Source organism: Marinarcus sediminis (SeqCode) (genome assembly GCF_048571275.1).
GTDB lineage: Bacteria > Campylobacterota > Campylobacteria > Campylobacterales > Arcobacteraceae > Marinarcus > Marinarcus sediminis.
In genome coordinates this window covers 1,715,048-1,732,152 of the sequence record NZ_CP182357.1, presented here as the reverse complement: position 1 = coordinate 1,732,152, position 17,105 = coordinate 1,715,048, and the positions used below count along the sequence as shown (strand labels likewise).

13 protein-coding genes are annotated in these 17,105 nt (G+C 33.2%); 3 read left to right on the top strand and 10 right to left on the bottom strand.

The window, feature by feature from the left end; all coding sequences use genetic code 11:
* Positions 1 to 2 precede the first annotated feature (2 nt).
* Genes ACNI3C_RS08680 through gltB form a run of 8 tightly spaced genes read right to left on the bottom strand, consistent with a single transcriptional unit; the run spans position 3 to position 11,168 of the window.
* Positions 3 to 1,091, bottom strand: coding sequence for a glycosyltransferase family 4 protein (locus ACNI3C_RS08680; RefSeq protein WP_419769415.1), 1,089 nt, complete (start codon positions 1,089 to 1,091; stop codon positions 3 to 5).
* On the bottom strand, positions 1,088 to 1,954 hold the full coding sequence (locus ACNI3C_RS08675; RefSeq protein WP_419769414.1) for an ELM1/GtrOC1 family putative glycosyltransferase: 867 nt from the start codon (positions 1,952 to 1,954) through the stop codon (positions 1,088 to 1,090). Before ACNI3C_RS08675 ends, ACNI3C_RS08680 begins: the two co-directional genes overlap by 4 nt.
* On the bottom strand, positions 1,947 to 2,840 hold the full coding sequence (locus ACNI3C_RS08670) for a lipid A biosynthesis lauroyl acyltransferase (RefSeq protein ID WP_419769413.1): 894 nt from the start codon (positions 2,838 to 2,840) through the stop codon (positions 1,947 to 1,949). Before ACNI3C_RS08670 ends, ACNI3C_RS08675 begins: the two co-directional genes overlap by 8 nt.
* Positions 2,837 to 4,306: a Ppx/GppA phosphatase family protein gene (locus tag ACNI3C_RS08665; RefSeq protein ID WP_419769412.1), complete on the bottom strand. Its 1,470-nt coding sequence runs from the start codon at positions 4,304 to 4,306 to the stop codon at positions 2,837 to 2,839. Before ACNI3C_RS08665 ends, ACNI3C_RS08670 begins: the two co-directional genes overlap by 4 nt.
* 3 nt (positions 4,307 to 4,309) lie before the next feature.
* Positions 4,310 to 4,564, bottom strand: a complete 255-nt coding sequence (locus tag ACNI3C_RS08660; protein WP_419769411.1) for a YfhL family 4Fe-4S dicluster ferredoxin — start codon at positions 4,562 to 4,564, stop codon at positions 4,310 to 4,312.
* A gap of 32 nt (positions 4,565 to 4,596) precedes the next feature.
* Positions 4,597 to 5,328, bottom strand: coding sequence for an inositol monophosphatase family protein (locus ACNI3C_RS08655; protein WP_419769410.1), 732 nt, complete (start codon positions 5,326 to 5,328; stop codon positions 4,597 to 4,599).
* Between the two features lie 4 nt (positions 5,329 to 5,332).
* Positions 5,333 to 6,730: a glutamate synthase subunit beta gene (locus tag ACNI3C_RS08650; protein WP_419769409.1), complete on the bottom strand. Its 1,398-nt coding sequence runs from the start codon at positions 6,728 to 6,730 to the stop codon at positions 5,333 to 5,335.
* A 1-nt stretch (position 6,731) separates the two neighbouring features.
* Complete coding sequence (gltB, locus tag ACNI3C_RS08645) at positions 6,732 to 11,168, bottom strand: glutamate synthase large subunit (protein WP_419769408.1); 4,437 nt, start codon at positions 11,166 to 11,168, stop codon at positions 6,732 to 6,734.
* 269 nt (positions 11,169 to 11,437) lie between these two features.
* Here gltB and ACNI3C_RS08640 point away from each other — a divergent pair, with 269 nt between their 5' ends.
* The 3 genes from ACNI3C_RS08640 to ACNI3C_RS08630 are packed head-to-tail and all read left to right on the top strand — an operon-like array spanning position 11,438 to position 14,342.
* On the top strand, positions 11,438 to 12,433 hold the full coding sequence (locus tag ACNI3C_RS08640) for a TRAP transporter substrate-binding protein (protein ID WP_419769407.1): 996 nt from the start codon (positions 11,438 to 11,440) through the stop codon (positions 12,431 to 12,433).
* A gap of 11 nt (positions 12,434 to 12,444) precedes the next feature.
* Positions 12,445 to 13,062 carry a TRAP transporter small permease gene (locus ACNI3C_RS08635; protein ID WP_419769406.1) on the top strand — a complete coding sequence of 206 codons (618 nt, stop codon included), beginning with the start codon at positions 12,445 to 12,447 and terminating at the stop codon, positions 13,060 to 13,062.
* Positions 13,059 to 14,342 carry a TRAP transporter large permease gene (locus tag ACNI3C_RS08630; RefSeq protein ID WP_419769405.1) on the top strand — a complete coding sequence of 428 codons (1,284 nt, stop codon included), beginning with the start codon at positions 13,059 to 13,061 and terminating at the stop codon, positions 14,340 to 14,342. The genes ACNI3C_RS08635 and ACNI3C_RS08630 overlap by 4 nt, the downstream gene beginning before the upstream one ends.
* A gap of 60 nt (positions 14,343 to 14,402) precedes the next feature.
* Here ACNI3C_RS08630 and ACNI3C_RS08625 read toward each other — a convergent pair whose 3' ends face one another.
* Complete coding sequence (locus ACNI3C_RS08625) at positions 14,403 to 15,422, bottom strand: hypothetical protein (RefSeq protein WP_419769404.1); 1,020 nt, start codon at positions 15,420 to 15,422, stop codon at positions 14,403 to 14,405.
* A gap of 85 nt (positions 15,423 to 15,507) precedes the next feature.
* Positions 15,508 to 17,061, bottom strand: a complete 1,554-nt coding sequence (locus ACNI3C_RS08620; protein WP_419769403.1) for a cache domain-containing protein — start codon at positions 17,059 to 17,061, stop codon at positions 15,508 to 15,510.
* Positions 17,062 to 17,105 lie beyond the last annotated feature (44 nt).

Sequence of the window (17,105 nt, the reverse complement as noted above, 5' to 3'; positions counted from 1 at the left end):
ATCTATAACTCCACGTTTTTATAAACTTCTAAAGTTTTATTTACCATATTTCCTAAATAAAAATTATGAGAAATGTAATTATATCCATCAAAACTTAATTTCTTTGCTTTTAAAATATTATTGGCCAACTCATATTCGTTACCAACTTCAAAGAAAAAACCATTCTCATTTTCAAGGATAATATCTTTTACACCACCATGATTTGTTGCAATAACTGGAGTATTCATGACAATTGCTTCAGCAACAGCTCTGCCAAAACTTTCTGGCTTTTTAGAACTGCTTACAACAACATCACTTAACTTATAAATTTCAGCTATCTTAGTTTGACTTCCAACAAAAATTATATTTTCTTCTAAATTCAACTCTTTTATTAAATTCTTCAAAGAATTTAAATAATTTTCTTTGTCACTTCTTACTCCACCGACAATTAAACCAACAACATTTTCAATATCTTTTTTAATAATTGCAATGGCTTTTATCAATGTTTCATAATCTTTAAGCTGTGTAATTCGCCCAACACTTGAAACAATCAATTTATCTTTCAATGCAAATGTATCTCTAAATTTTTCTGTAAAATTTATATCAATATTGTTTGGATTAAAGAGCTCTATATCTATTCCTCGTGGGATAACTGTGATTTTATTACTACTTATATTATAGTGTTTTTGAATATACTCTTTTATGCTATTACTCACACATATAACAGCATTCGCTTTTGTCATGATACTACTATAGAAACCAACACTATTAAATCCGTGCACAGTACTAACTACTTTAATATTTAAATCTTTTTTTGCCCAATAAATAAGCCAAGCTGGCACTCGACTCCTTACATGTACAATGTCTGGTTTTAACTCTTTTAATATTTTTCGTAACCTAAGAACTCTGGGTATAAAAGTGATAATATTTTTACTGCAAACATCAAACGGAATAAACGTTCCTTTATCTTGCAAAATATCAGCAACCAATCGTCCTCCCTTACTGATAATAATATTATCAATACCCAATTTTATAAACTCACGATTTAACTCAACCACACCACGCTCAACGCCACCTTCATTGAGTTCTGGAATAAGTTGAACAACTCTCATATTTTTACCTTGTTTAAATATGTCATATAATCAAATTGTCCTTTTATATTTTCTATAATGCTTGCAAGTTTATGATACTTCGTATGCTCTTTTTTACTTTCTAACTTTATTATATGAATATTTGCATTACTGTTTGCTTTTGCTTCACTGAGCATGGAGGTTGAATCAATGGTAATATAGAGTTCATCACACACTTCTATAAAATCAGGGATAGGATTGATACTGATGTTTTTAGAAAAAATGACTTCATAATCAAAGTGATACTTTTCAATTAACTCCTCCACCTCTTTAGGTGTCCGTCTTGAGGTGGTAATATATTTTAAATGTTCAGGAAATTTTTCATTGATTTCATCCAAGGCCAATTTGATGTTATCTACATCCATAGAAAAAATCGCATTATTCCCACCAATAATAATTCCAACAGCTTTTTGTTGAGTTTTTTTAACATAACCCAATGGTGTACTAAAAGAGAGATTCAATGGCATAGTAATAATATTGGCTTCTTTAGGTGGAAAATCATGCTCTTGAGCAATAATATAATCAAAATCACTGTATCGGAACCCTTTTGGAAGCATTATTGCAATGGATTTAATCTTAAACATTTTTGCCAAATATTTATTCATATAATAGGTATTTGAACCCGTTGATATAATCGCTTTATACTTTTTATTTTCAGCTTTAAGCCCGAACAAATTGATATAAATATGTAAGAAATCTAACACATAAGAGAGAACTTTTTTAAATTTACTGACAGATTCTAAAGAGATAATATCATAGGAGAGATTTTTTAATTTACAAAAAGCCAATGATTGATTAAGGTGCCCCGCTTTTGTATCTGAAAGAATAAGTACTTTATCATTCATATATTTCCTTATAATGACTTTTAAAGCGTTTATGTGACCAAAACCATTGCTTTGGGTCTTCTAATATAATTTGAGAAATTGCATCTGATTGTAATTGAGATAATGTGGCAATATCCGCTTTTTCATTTTCTGTTTTAATAGGTGCAATAGGCTCATAAATTTTTATTTTGTAAGTATTATTGCTTTGATTAAAAATGGCAAGTGGCACAATATATGCATCAAATTTTCTTGCTAAGACTGCACTTGAAGCAGTTTGGTAAGCTTTTTTACCTAAAAACTGAACTTCCTGACCTTCTTTTTCATTGATATTTTGATCTATGATTAAAGAAACAGTATGTTTTTTCATCAATGCATTAATTAATTTTTTTAATGCTCCCGAACGAAATATAATTTTGCTGCCTGAAGTTTCTCTGGCTTTTACAATAAAATCATCAAGTTTTTTAAAATTTGATTGTCGTGCGACTTGATATAATTGAGTTACATATTTATTCATATAACAACTTAACATCTCCATATTTCCATAATGTGCCGAAATTAAAATAATAGGTTTATTGTTTTTCTTTAATTTTTCAATAATTTCTACATTTTCTATTTTAACTATCTTTTGTAATTCTTCATTGATTTCATTTGAATTTTCAATCAATGTTTGAATCCACAAAAGCATGTTATAGTAAGAGTACTTCTGTATTTCTGCAATCTCTTCTTGGCTGAGTTTGCCATTAAAAACCAAATCCAAATTGGCTTGAATGATTCGATTGGTTTTTTTCCCAAAAAAGTAAGCAATTCTTGCCAAAGCAAAGAAGAATCCTCTTCGTATTTTTTGAGGTAAAATTGACATCACTTTTATAAAGCCAATAATAATGTAGTATAAAATATTTTCTATCATAATATCTTTAATTCTAAATTTTGAGGTAACTCTATTTTATCAGTTGTTGACTTAATTAAATATGATATCTCGTCCGCTTGTATGCTCAATACATTCTCTTCTAAAGTATACGCATAGTGTGTTCGTGAAAAATCTTGATTTAAATTTAAATTCAAGCTGATCATAAAACTTAACCATTGTAAATCTTCTAACGGAGGCAATAACTCTTCAAAGGCAAGAATATCTTTATATTTGGGCAGAGTTTTTTTTGAAAACTTTATAATATGCGCCACAGTGACTCGTGATGTATGTAAAAAATCGTAGTTTAATCCATTGAGAATAAAATCAAAAGTATTGTCATTGGATTTATAAAAATTGAGCGTACTTCCAATAGAGTGCAATTTTGAAGCAATCACAAAAAGAGTTCTGTATTTATCCTCTAAGTTATGTAACGGTTTTAAGACATCAAAAATTTTTCCTGCATTGTTACCAAAATAGGCACTTTGTTTTGAATCCAATTCAAATCTGTCCAACAAGCTGCGTACACTGGCATTAAAGTTTGTAGGAAATCTTCCATTTGAACTTCTTAATAAATCACTTAAAAAGACGCCCTCTCGTACACCTACCCCCGAAGTTATCACACGGTTAATTTCCAGTGCATCCAAAATGGTGTCAAAAATAAACGTTCCCTCTTGAATGGTATCAAATCTCTCTTTTTTAACACCCATATCTTTTAAATCATCACAACTGTTTACGTGGATAATTTTTTGAAAAAGGGTTTTGTGTTTTTCGTAGTTATACGTAAACCCATGAATAACATCCAATGGATAATTGCTATCTTGGATGATAAGTTTACTCAACGCCCGAATCGTTCCTCCAATACCTACAACAGTTTTAGGAATTTCATTGTTTAAATCTGTAATTGAATTGAGTTCTTTAAGAATATATCGTTTTGCACCCTCTATGTCATTTTTACTGAAGAACAACTCTTTTAATCTTACTGTTCCCACTTTCAAAGAGATACAATCAATAATTTTCCCCTCTTTTACAAACGAAAATTCTGTCGAACCTCCACCAATATCAACCGTTAAAAACTCATTTTGGTGCAACAAATTTACCGCAGCCATACCCCCATAAAAAGCCTCTTTTGTGCCTTCAATAACTTTGATATTTAAATTGAGTTCATTTTTAACTTTGGATAAAAAAACGCTGGCATTGGGAGCATCTCGGAGTGCAGAAGTTGCTACACAGATAATTTTTCTTGATTTTAACGCTTGTGAGATTTTTAAAAAGGATTTCAGGGATTCAAAGGCTCTTTGCATAGGCAAGGGTTGTAAGTTGCCATCATTTTCGTAACAACCCTCAGATATTTTGACTCTGTTTTTCGTTTCATTGATTAAATGAAATGCAAAACGGCTGCTTTTTTGAAATACAACCATACGCATTGAGTTCGACCCAATGTCTATAATGGTTGTTATTTTAGCCATATATTAAAGCTCTTCTTCTTGAAGTTGCTCAAATTTAAATTTTAACTCTTCCATTGTTTCTTGATTATCAGGATCAATGATAATACAATCAACAGGACAAACCTCTACGCAAGCCGGTTCTTCATAATGTCCTACACACTCAGTACATCTGTCTGGGTCAATTACATATATTGGATCACCTTCTTCAATTGCGGTATTTGGACACTCATCTCTACAAGCATCACATGCGATACATTCATCAGTAATTATTAAAGACATATTTTGTTCCTGTATTAAAATATTTACTGGATTTATAACCTATTCTTCATTAATAATTCTTTAATTATCTTAAATTTGCATTCATTTTTACAAACCAACAAAATTTTATCTGTTTTATATACATTTAAATCCTCACAAATAAACAATCCTGCATCCAAATCAAAACTTCTCATCTTTCCAATAAACAGCACAAAATCGAAGTTTCTTGCCGTTGCTAGTGACAATGCAACCGCACCTGGACTCCTGTATTTTATCCCTTGGGAATACAACAAAGAGCAGACTTCTGGAAACTTATAAGAGCGTTCAAAAAGTGCAATTTTTGAATTAACAGGCGTGTGAGGAGTATAGTTTTTCTTAAATAAATTTTGATAAATGATGTTTTCATCTTTTATCTTATAAATAATATCACCAGAAGAGAGATTACACACCATTGCAGCAATGGTTTTACCTTTAGAATTCAACGCTACGGATGTTCCATAATAAGGCAACCCAGAAACAAAATTATCGCTTCCATCTAAAGGGTCAATAACAATAATATTGTCTGATTTGTTTTCAAACACTCCTGACTCTTCTGAGTAGATAGAGCCATACGTGTTTAAGTGTTTGACAAATACAGCTTCGGCTTTTAAATCCATGTTTAAAGAGTTGTCTCCTCCTTCACCGATTATGCCACTGTAGTTGTAGTCTTCAGTTGATATATGAGTCGTAATGTACTCATATATCTCTTTATTTGCTTCTATACAAGAGTTAATAAAAGCTTTCATAACTTTAGCAAAGAGATTTTATAATCTCTTTGGCTGCATCTCTTCCATCTGCTGCAGCAGTTACGGCTAAATCTGCTCCTCGTTGACAATCACCACCTGCATAAATTTTAGGATTAGACGTTTGAAAATGGGTTGTTATAATTCCACCCCAAGCATGGGTTTGAATATTGGAATCTTTTAAGAATGCTGGTACCTCAGGGGCAAACCCTAAAGCAAAAATCACCACATCTGCTTCTTCAACAAAGTTACTGTTTTCAATGGCTTCAACTCTTTGTCGTCCACTCTCATCTGGTTCACTCATAGCTGTTTTACTCAATTCAACACCAATGACTTTGCCATTTTCACTCTTGATTGATTCAGGGCTGACATTAAACATAAATTCAACCCCCTCTTCTTTCGAATTAACCACCTCTTTTTTACTTCCAGGCATATTGGCTTCATCTCTTCGGTAAAGGCATTTAACACTGTAAGCCCCTTCTCGTACTGATGAACGAACACAATCCATTGCGGTATCTCCTCCACCAATAACAAGCACAATTTTATCTTTTACATCAACAAATCCTTTAGGAACTACGCCTTTGTTTTTGTCGCTTTGTGAAAGAAAATTTCTTTTTTGAATTCCCGTTAAAAAATCAATCGCAAGATGTACACCTTGTGTATCTTCGCCTTTAATTCCTGCTGTTCTTCCTTTGGTAGCTCCAATTCCTAAATAAATGGCATCAAACTCTTTTTCCAAATCAGCAAATGACTTATCTTTCCCAATTTCACAATTAAGATGAAGTACCATCCCTGCTTTTTTAAGCCAAGCAATTCTTCTTTCAACCGTCGTTTTGTCCAATTTAAACCCTGGAATTCCATAGGTTAAAAGTCCTCCTGCACGATCAGCTCTTTCAAACATTTCAACGGCAATTCCTTTTCTTAAAAGAAACGTTGCAGCAGAAATACCCGAAGGTCCAGAACCAATGACAGCCACTTTTTTAGATGAAGTCACCCCAGGAAAAATAGGGGTTAATCCTGCAGCAAATGCTTTTTCATTGATGTGCGCTTCAACCGCACCTATAGCAACGGCACCGTGTCCTGTATTTAAAGAACATGCTCCTTCACACAATACATCGTGAGGACAAATTTTTCCCAAAATTTCAGGAAAAGGTGAAGGCTCATTTGAAAGTGCAAAGGCAAGCTCTAAATTGCTCTCCGCTGTCTGTTTTAACCACGCTGGAATAAAGTTATGTAAAGGGCATTTAGAGTGACAATATGGGTCTCCACACTGCATACATCTGTCCGATTGCTCTTTACTTTTATTTCTTCCAAATACTTCATAAACTTCATTATAATCTTTTAATCTCTCTAAAACATTTCTCTTATTAGGAGTTGCTCTATCAATATTTGTAAAATTTAACATATTAATCTCCCTGATCTGGATTTAATGGTAATACCGTCATATTTTTGGGTTTAACCATCCAGAAGTTTCTAATTTCTGATCTGAAATTCTCTAATATATCGATTGCTTTTTCACTTTGTGTTTCGTTGACATAATCTATTAACAATCTTTTTAAGAATAATCTCTCTCTTTCAGTATCATCGGTGTCAATTCTAACGGCTTCAATTAACTCTTGGTTCATTTTATCCACAAAAATTTTATCGTCATCATATACAAAGGCTAAACCACCTGTCATACCTGCACCAAAGTTAACACCTGTTCTACCTAAAATAGCAACAATTCCACCAGTCATATATTCACAAGCATTGTCTCCTGTTCCCTCAACAACAGCCGTTGCTCCTGAATTTCTAACAGCAAATCTTTCACCTACAGCAGCTCGAACAAAGAGTTTTCCTCCTGTTGCTCCATAAAGACACGTATTTCCTGCTCCACCAAACTCTTCTCCTTGGTGAAATGGATTGATGATGACTTTTCCACCATTCATTCCTTTACCCACATAATCATTGCCAGCACCATCTAAATAGAGATTCATCCCTTTAGATAAAAATGCACCAAAAGATTGTCCTGCAATTCCAGTTAAATTAATGGTAATTGAGTTTTCAGGTAATCCATTGTCTCCATAATATTTGGCAATTTCTCCAGAAATTAAGGTACCAAAACTTCGATTTACGTTTGAAATGGTCTCAGTCAATCGAATTGGAGTACTTGGTTTTTCAATGGTTCTATGAACTTTTTTTAACAACTCTTTCTCAAAAATATTTTTATCAAATGGTTCATTTGATGGTTTTTGACACGTATCAATACCATCAATTCTTCTTAATACATTTGAAAAATCAAATTTTTGAGCAAATTCATCATCAATGACTTTTAGTAAATCACTTCTTCCTACAATTTCTTCAATGGTTTTGTACCCTAAACTTGCAAGAATATCTCTGATATCTTGCGCAATAAAGTTAAAGTAAGAGATCAATCTTTCAACTGAACCTGTAAAATACTCTCTTAAAAATTCATCTTGTGTTGCCACACCCACTGAACATTTATTGGTATGACAAATTCTTAAAATTTTACACCCTAAAAGTGTCAATGATGCCGTACCAAATGCATAAGATTCCGCACCCAACATGGCAGCTTTAACCACATCTAAACCAGTTTTTAATCCACCATCGGTTTGAACATGCACCGACTCTCGTAATTGGTTGGCTTTTAAAGCATTATGCGCTTCAGAAAGTCCAAGTTCCCATGGATTCCCAGTATGTTTGATTGAGGTTAAAGGAGCAGCTCCTGTTCCCCCATCACTTCCTGAAATAACAATTCTATCGGCATACGCTTTTGCCACACCCGCTGCAATTGTTCCAACACCAATGGTTGAAACCAATTTTACGGTGATTTTAGCTTCTGGATTAATCTGTTTTAAGTCAAAAATCAATTGTGCCAAATCTTCAATTGAGTAAATATCATGGTGTGGTGGAGGAGAAATCAAGGTTACCCCTTCAACCGTATGTCTTAAAGAGGCAATCAATGCTGTAACTTTATGACCTGGAAGTTGTCCACCCTCACCTGGTTTTGCCCCTTGTGCCACTTTAATTTGAATCTCTTGGGCACTTCTTAAATATCCAGGAGTTACCCCAAATCTTCCAGAAGCCACTTGTTTGATTTTAGAGTTTTTAAGTGTCCCAAATCTTTTTTGATCTTCTCCACCCTCACCTGAGTTACTCATACCACCAATCGTGTTCATAGCAACTGCCATGGCTTCGTGAGCTTCTGGTGAAATTGAACCACATGACATAGCAGCAGTAGCAAATCGTTTAAAAATATTCTCTTTACTTTCAACTTCACAGACATCAATAGGTGCTCTGTCTGATTTAAATTCAAAGAAATCTCGGATAAACTTTTTATCTCTTGTTTGAACCAACTCTCTTAACGCATCAAAATCCGTAATATCTTCTTTGTTTGCTGCTTTTTTATTGTGCATAGCAGAGGTTGTAGCTGGACCATAATCGTGGTATTCACCACCATCAATATATTTGTAAAAACCACCCATATCTAATGGGAACATATGTTTTTGTTCAAAAAATGCATTAAAGTGCGATTTCTCTATTCGTTTTTCAATGTCTTCATACGTTAATCCTGAAAGGTCAGAGTGACTTCCATTAAAACAATCTGTAATGATTTCATCGTGCAGTCCAATGACATCAAACAGTGCTGAATTTCGGTATGAAGCAATGGTTGCAATCCCCATTTTAGACATAATTTTTAACAATCCAGCATTGACCGCTTTTTGAGAGTTTTTAAGCACTCTTTGCATCTCAAATTTAGAAATATCTCTTCGTTTATACAGTTCAACGGTTGTTGCAAACATCATGTATGGATAAATTGCTGTACATCCATACGCAATTAATACAGCAGCCATATGAGGATCATACACTTCTCCTGTAACAGCAACAATAGAAACATTGTGTCGGATTCCAGCATTTAACAGTGCGGTGTTAATAAACCCAACGGCCATTGCCATAGGAATGAGTTTACAGGTTTCATCGATGGCTCTGTCATCTAAAATAACAATTGATATTTTTTCCTCTTCAACAGCTTTAACCACTTCATCCGATAACGCTTTTAATGACGCTTTCAGATTGGTTTTAAATACCGTAGAGAAGACTTTATTTCTATAATATTCATCAAATCTTGGATTTTTTTCATCACCAAATGATTGAAGAACTTCAAATTTCTCCTGCATTAAAATTGGGCTTGAAGATTTTAATCGTCTTGCATAATCAGGGTTTTCATTTAAAATGTTATGCACTTGACCAAATCCCGTCTCTAAAGACATTACCAGTTTCTCTCTGTATGGGTCAATTGGAGGGTTGGTTACTTGTGCAAATTTTTGTCTGAAAAAGTCCGTAAAATTTCTATTAACTTCTGAAAATGCTGCCAATGGTGTATCATCACCCATAGATCCAACAGGCTCTTTTCCATCTTTTGCCATAGGGTCAATGACTTGGTCAATCACTTCATACGTAATGTTAAAAAGTTTTTGTTTTTTCTCTAGATTTTTCAGCTTATAATCGTTGGTTTTCATAAAAGTTTCGTCAATAAACTCTTGAAGATATTGCATATCTTTATTGAGCCATTCCGCATATTTTTGAGATGATTTCAAATAATCATTGATATCTTCTTCTTTTAAAACTTGTCCATGTTTTAAATCCAAGCCAATCATTTGCCCAGATTGTAATCGACCTCGCTCAAGAATATCTTCTTCATTTAAATCCAGTGTTCCATACTCAGAAGTGATGTAGAGTTTATTTTGTTTCGTAATAATATATTTAGCGGGTCTTAATCCGTTTCTGTCTACCAAACATCCAATGTGTCTACCATCGGTTAAAGATACAGCAGCTGGTCCATCCCAAGCTTCCATTGCCGTTGATGTATACTCATAAAACGCTCTTAAATCCGAATCCATATGAGGTGCATTTTGCCAAGGTGCTGGAATCAATCCACGTGCCGCTTTAAAGAAATCAACCCCATTAACAATCATAAACTCAAAAAGGTTATCCAACGATGCAGAGTCTGAACTTCCTGTTTGTAAAATAGGCAATAATCTTTTAATCTCATTTTCTGTAAAAATATCTGATTTGAGTTGTTCTGATTTAACCACTACATTAAATCGGTTCGCATTGATTGAGTTAATTTCACCGTTATGAGCAATGGCTCTAAAAGGTTGCGCCAACTTCCATCTTGGCAAAGTATTTGTTGAAAATCTTTGGTGAAATAAAGCAAAAGAGATTTTAAAATCGGGGTCTCTTAAATCCACATAAAAGTGTTTGATATGCGTTGGCATAATTAACCCTTTATATGAAATCACTTTAGAAGAAAAAGAGGGTATATAAAAATCGTTATTATCAATGAGTTTATGTTCACACTCTTTTCTGGTTAAATATAACATAGCATCAAATCGTTTAGAAGACATCAACGTATTTGGGGTAACAAATACTTGTGTGATTTGAGGAAGACTCTCTAAGGCTTGTTCACCTAAAGCATCGATATCAACTGGTACTTCACGAATTAAAACCACTTTCAAATCATTTTTATCACAATACTTTTGAAATATATTGATATCATTTGATTCTTTTGCAAAAATCATCGCAACGGCATATTTTTTTGGTAAGTCAACACCATTTTCACTGGCAATCTTTCGCATAAAAAAATCAGGCATAGATAAAAGCAATCCACTCCCATCTCCTGTTTTTCCATCGGCAGCAACTGCCCCTCTGTGCATCATTCTCTCTAATGAAGTTATTGCATCTTCTAAGTTTGAATGACAAGGTTTGTTTTTAAGATGTGCGACCAATCCGAAACCGCAATTATCTTTGAAAGAAGTTAATAAATCTAAATTACAACCCATCATTTTCCTTTATTCTAAATTTAATTTGTATGTTAAAAAGTAGCAGATAGTATCTAAGATTTGATTAAATATTGGTTAAATATTATTAAGTAACCACTTATACAATATTCAATTTATAAAAAACATACATTAATATATATAACAAAAAAAAATTTTAAAAGTTCAATACAAAAATGTATACAAATTTGTAAAATTTAATATTTCTACACAAAAGTTACATAACTTTCCATTATAATTTTTAATGACTAAAAATAAAACAAGGAGCAGTTATGAAAAAATTAGTATTAGGAGTGGTTGCAGCAGCCGTTGTAGCAACATCTTCAATAGCCGCAGATTACACTTTGAAATTTTCACACGTTGTAAGTGAAAACACACCAAAGGGAAAAGCAGCTAAATATTTTGAAAAAAGATTAGAAGAGTTATCAAAAGGTAAAATTGATGTTCAAGTTTATCCTTCATCTCAACTTTATACTGACAATGCTGTTGTTAAAGCATTAAGACTTAATTCAGTTCAAATGGCAGCACCTGCTTTCTCTAAATTTGGTAAAATCGTACCTCAATTGGCACTTTTTGACTTACCATTTATTTTTACAGATATTGATCAATTACACCGAGTTCAAGATGGTGAAGTTGGTACAGAATTAAAAGATATGGTTACAGCTAAGGGTATTGTGGCTTTAGATTTCTGGGACAATGGATTTAAACAATTCTCATCTTCAACAAAAGCCGTTATCAATCCAGAAGATGCAGCTGGTCAAAAATTTAGAATTATGTCTTCAAAAGTTCTTGAAGCACAATTCCATGCAGTTGGTGCAAACCCACAAATGATGCCTTTTTCTGAAGTATATTCAGGATTACAACAAGGTGTAATTGATGGAGCTGAAAACCCAATTTCAAACATCTATACTAAAAAATTCCATGAAGTTCAAAAATATCTTACTATCTCTAACCACGGTTACTTAGGATATTTAGTTGTAATGAGTAAAAAATTCTGGAACTCTTTACCTGCAGATTTACAAGCAGATGTAAAACAAGCGATGAAAGAAGCAACAGCTAAAGAGAGAATTTATGCCCAACAATTAGATGAAGAGCAATTCAAAGAGATCAAAGACTATGCACAAAAAACTGGGAAATTAGAGATTTATACTTTAACTCCAGAACAAAGAGCGGCATGGAAAAAAGCGGTGAGTCCTATCTATTCTCAATTCTATTCTGACGATACAATTGGTAAAGATTTGATTGAAAAAACACTTAATACGAAATAATTTAGAGTATTATGTTTAATTTTTTAAATAAATCAATCGGTTTTATAAACCAGTCAATAGCTGCATTCGGCATCAGTGCCGGTGTAGCTGTTTCCTTTACAAATGTTGTAGCAAGATATGTCTTTGATGCTTCATTAACTTGGGCGAGTGAATTAAGTATTTTCTTATTCCTTTGGAGTGTTTTTTTTGGTGCAGCATATTGTTTCAAAAAAGATGCTCATATTGCAGTAACTATTGTATTAGATATTGTACCAACACCCATAGCAAAAGCAATGCTGATTATCTCACATATCATTACACTTGTGTTTTTATTATGTGTGGCATATTTTGGATATAAATATCTTCTTTTGGTTATTGACCTTGATGAAAGATCAATCGACCTTTGGAATATGCCAATGTGGATTGTCTATCTTGTTATTCCTATTTCATTTGTTTTTGCAGGCTACAGAGTCGGAGAGAGACTGGTCATTATCATTGCAACTCCTCATGAACTTATCACAAAAGAGAGTGAAGCAGAGATGATTTTAGCACGATTGGGTCAATCAGCAACAAACACAAAAAATGAAAATGTGCAAGAGCTTAAAGATTTAGTCGAAAATGTTGAAAAGAAAACAGGAGGAATGCTATGAGTATTGCTTTACTGTTTAGTCTCTTTTTCTTCTTAGTTATCATAGGGACACCAATTGCGATTTGTCTGGGTGTTTCAACGTTTGTTACACTTATGGTATTTACGAGTATTTCTCCAATTGAGATTTCAGCAATGATGTTCGAAAAAGTTGAACACTATTCGTTGATGGCTATCCCTATGTTCATTCTTGCGGGTAACTTACTGAGTAAAGGAAGTGCAGCACAAAGAATTATTGAGTTTGCAAAATCAATTGTAGGACACCTACCAGGTGGTCTTCCTATTTCGGCTATTTTTGCCTCAATTATTTTTGCAGCAGTTTCAGGAAGTTCTCCAGCAACAGTTGTTGCTATTGGTTCAATTATGTTTGGTGCCATTATACAAGCGGGTTATCCTAAAAAATATGCCGTTGGTACCATTGCAACAGCAGGAAGTTTGGGAATTTTAATTCCACCTTCTATTGTATTAATTGTTTATGGTGTCACTGCAGAAGTTTCAATTGGAAAACTTTTTATGGCAGGGGTTGTCCCTGGTGTTATGCTGGGAACCATGATGATGGTGGTAACGTATGTTGGTGCCAGACGATTGGGATTTGAAAAAACCGAACCTCAACCAATGAAAGTCAGAATCGCTAAAATGAAAGATGCTTCATGGGGACTAATGACTATTGTTATTGTAATTGGTGGGATTTATGGTGGGATTTTTACACCAACAGAAGCCGCTGCAGTTGCTGCTGTTTGGGCATTTTTTATCTCGGTATTTATTTATAAAGATATTAAAATCACTGAATTTTATCACACCGCATTAGAGTCTGCAAAAACCACTGCTATGATTATGTTTATCATTGCCAATGCGATGTTATTTGCTCACTTTTTAACCATTGAAAATATTCCACAAGGTATCACTCAGGCACTCGTAGCTGCCAATGTTGATAAATATATTTTCTTACTTTTAGTAAACGTTTTACTCATTGTTGCGGGTTCATTTATGGAACCAAGTGCCATTATTATGATTATGGTACCATTACTTTTACCCGTAGCCGTTGCATTAGGAATTGATCCAATTCACTTTGGTATTGTCATTACTATCAATATGGAGTTGGGAATGGTTTCACCTCCCGTTGGTCTGAACTTGTTTGTAACAAGTGGATTAACAGGGATGTCAATCAAAGATGTTATCGTGGCAACACTGCCTTGGACATTGACAATTTTAGTGGGGCTGTTAATGGTAACGTATATTCCAAGTATTGCGTTATGGCTTCCAAACTTGATGTTTGCAGGTTGATTTTAGCACTTCAAACATATCCAAATAAAAAAGGCAGATACATTGCGTATCTGCCTTTTTTTACTCTTTTAAATCTTGCTCTTCAAGTTTTTTTCGTTTGAATTTCAAATACAGTGTTGTAACATCGTGTTCTCTTCCTACTGTACAAAAATTCTCTTTACTGGTAATCGATTTGATAATGGCTTCCATGCTCAATAAATTTTTAGAATCCAATTCCTCTTCTAAGTTTGCGTGTTTTCTCAACAAAGCATCAAAAGCAAACGTATATTCAAATGCCAATTCTTCTTTGTCGTCCAATGTTTTTTTAATAAAAACCCATTGATCAAATATTTTAAACCAAGCTCTTTTTTGAATAGAAGTAATACATAAATTACAGATGATTTCTCTCCATTTATACAAAGCAAAATAGGCTTGATGACTTCTCCAAAGTTCATGTATCCACCAATCTTCATATCGTGGCAAACCTTTAAAAGCGGGTTTGTTTTCAATATCCAATGCATCGACTATGTTTTCGACTAAGGTAGAAAAATGCAGTATTAAAATCGGGATTCTGACATTTAACAATCCAATCTCTTTGAGTTTCTCATTTTTACACCCTCGTAAAAGTGATTGAAACTCTTGTTTAATTTTTACAAATTTTTCATTGAGTTCAATGTGATTGGTCAGATTCAATTCCAGAGATTTTGTGGCAATATCAATGAGCTCATTGTCATCAATATTGATATCAATAGGCAATTCATCCAAAATAAGCATGGCTTCAAGTTTTTGATCACTGCTGATTTCTATATTGTTATTGATTCTGAGATTTTGATTGTCAAAATATTTTTTTCTCTCAATGGCTGCTTGAAGTCTCTCTTTCTCTTCAACCTCAGCTCTGTCTTGCTGCAACAGCTCTTCAAGTTCTGCTTTATATTTTGCTAAAACCTCTTTGGTCTCTTCCAAACTTGTTTCAATAGAGGCTTTCACCACACGAGAGAGTTTTCTCTCCCCCGATTCATGATTGGACAATTGTCTGGTTTGAAGTTTTACACGTTCTTCATTCTCTTTAATCAAATGTTCTAAGGCCACCAACGTTTTCATCGATATCTCCTCTCTTAAAGAACAGTTACTTATTATTTATTATTTATTCTTTTGCATTGTATCACAATAATAGTTAGTTTTAAAATTATTTTATAGGAATAATAATTTCAAAACGCGCACCACCATTGACATTTGTGACTCTTAATTTACCTTTCATATTCTTTTCAACAATGGTTTTTGACATATAAAGTCCAATACCTGTACCCCCTGTATCCTCTTTTGTAGTAAAATAAGGTTCAAAAATTTTTGATTTGGGTTCAACTATAACTCCGCCTCCATTGTCTTGAATGATCAGCTTTAAGAATTTTGCCTCCTCTTCTAAATCAATACTTATTTCAGGTTTTTCAATTTTATTTGAAATCAAAACATCTTTGGCATTAGAAATAATATTCAATAACACTTGTTCGTACTCATTAAGATAGGTTGTTAAGGTAATATTTTTCTTAACATTGATTTTTACGTTAATACGATTCTCTTTTAACGCCGTTCCTATAATATTCATGACACTTTGAATGGAATCATAAATTAAAAACGTCTCTTTCTCTTTTTTGGGCATGAAAAAATTTCTAAAATCTTCAATAGTATGAGACATATACTCAATGAGTTTATCCGCTTCATTGGATTTTCGTTGCATGAAATCAGTGTCGAGTTTTCCCATATTGTGTTTAAATTTAATTGCCATTAATACAGAAGAGAGTTCAGAAAGGGGTTGGCGCCATTGATGAGCAATGTTTGAAATCATCTCTCCTAAGGCAATAAATTTTGATTTTTGAATTAAAATTTGCTCTTTTTCTCTATTTTTAGAGAGCTCTTCTTGCACACGAAGTCCCAAATTTTTATTCAGTTCGATTAAATCTTGCGATTTCTTTTTGACTTTTTCTTCATACTCTTTAAAAAACTCTTCAATCTTTTGACTGACTAAAATGGAAAAGACAATCGCCACACTTAAAAAAATCATAAACAAAAAAAGCGTTTGAATGACTTGTTTTTTGACTTTTTGTTCCAATTGCACTTTTCTGTTTTCAATATCTTTTTCAATATCATCCAAATAGATACCCACGGCAACTATCCAGTTCCAATTGGGGTAATATTTAAAATAAGAGAGTTTTTGCTTGGATTCATTCTCAAAAGGTTTTTTGTAACTGTATTGGGTAAACGACTCCCCTTTTTTCCGTATATCTCTTAAAAACTCTTCTCTGAATTTTTTACCATTTTCATCTTTGTATTCCGATGAAACATATTTCCCCAAAAGGTCTGGGCGGTTAGGATTAACCAGCATAATGGCAAACTTATCACCCCCATTTATGTTTTTAACATCATAGACAAAAACATAATTGCTCTTCCCCTCTTGAAAAGAGATGTTATGTAACAATCGAACCATCTCCTCTTTGACTTGCTCTTCATCATCTGACGATGTTGCTTTGTAGTTAATGATGTCAATCACAACTTCAACTTCTTTTTTAATAATCTTTTTTTGAGTGGTGTAATAATCGGTCACCAGTTGTGCCATATCTTTGTCAAAATCGGCATACGTGTTTTTAACATAATAGTATGAAATAGAGGCAATCATCAAAGACATGATGATAATAAAGACATAAATGATAAATTTTGATACATTTTTTTCAGTAATAATGCGCATAAACTTGCTCGTAAATTTTATTTTTGCTATGATAACATAACTTA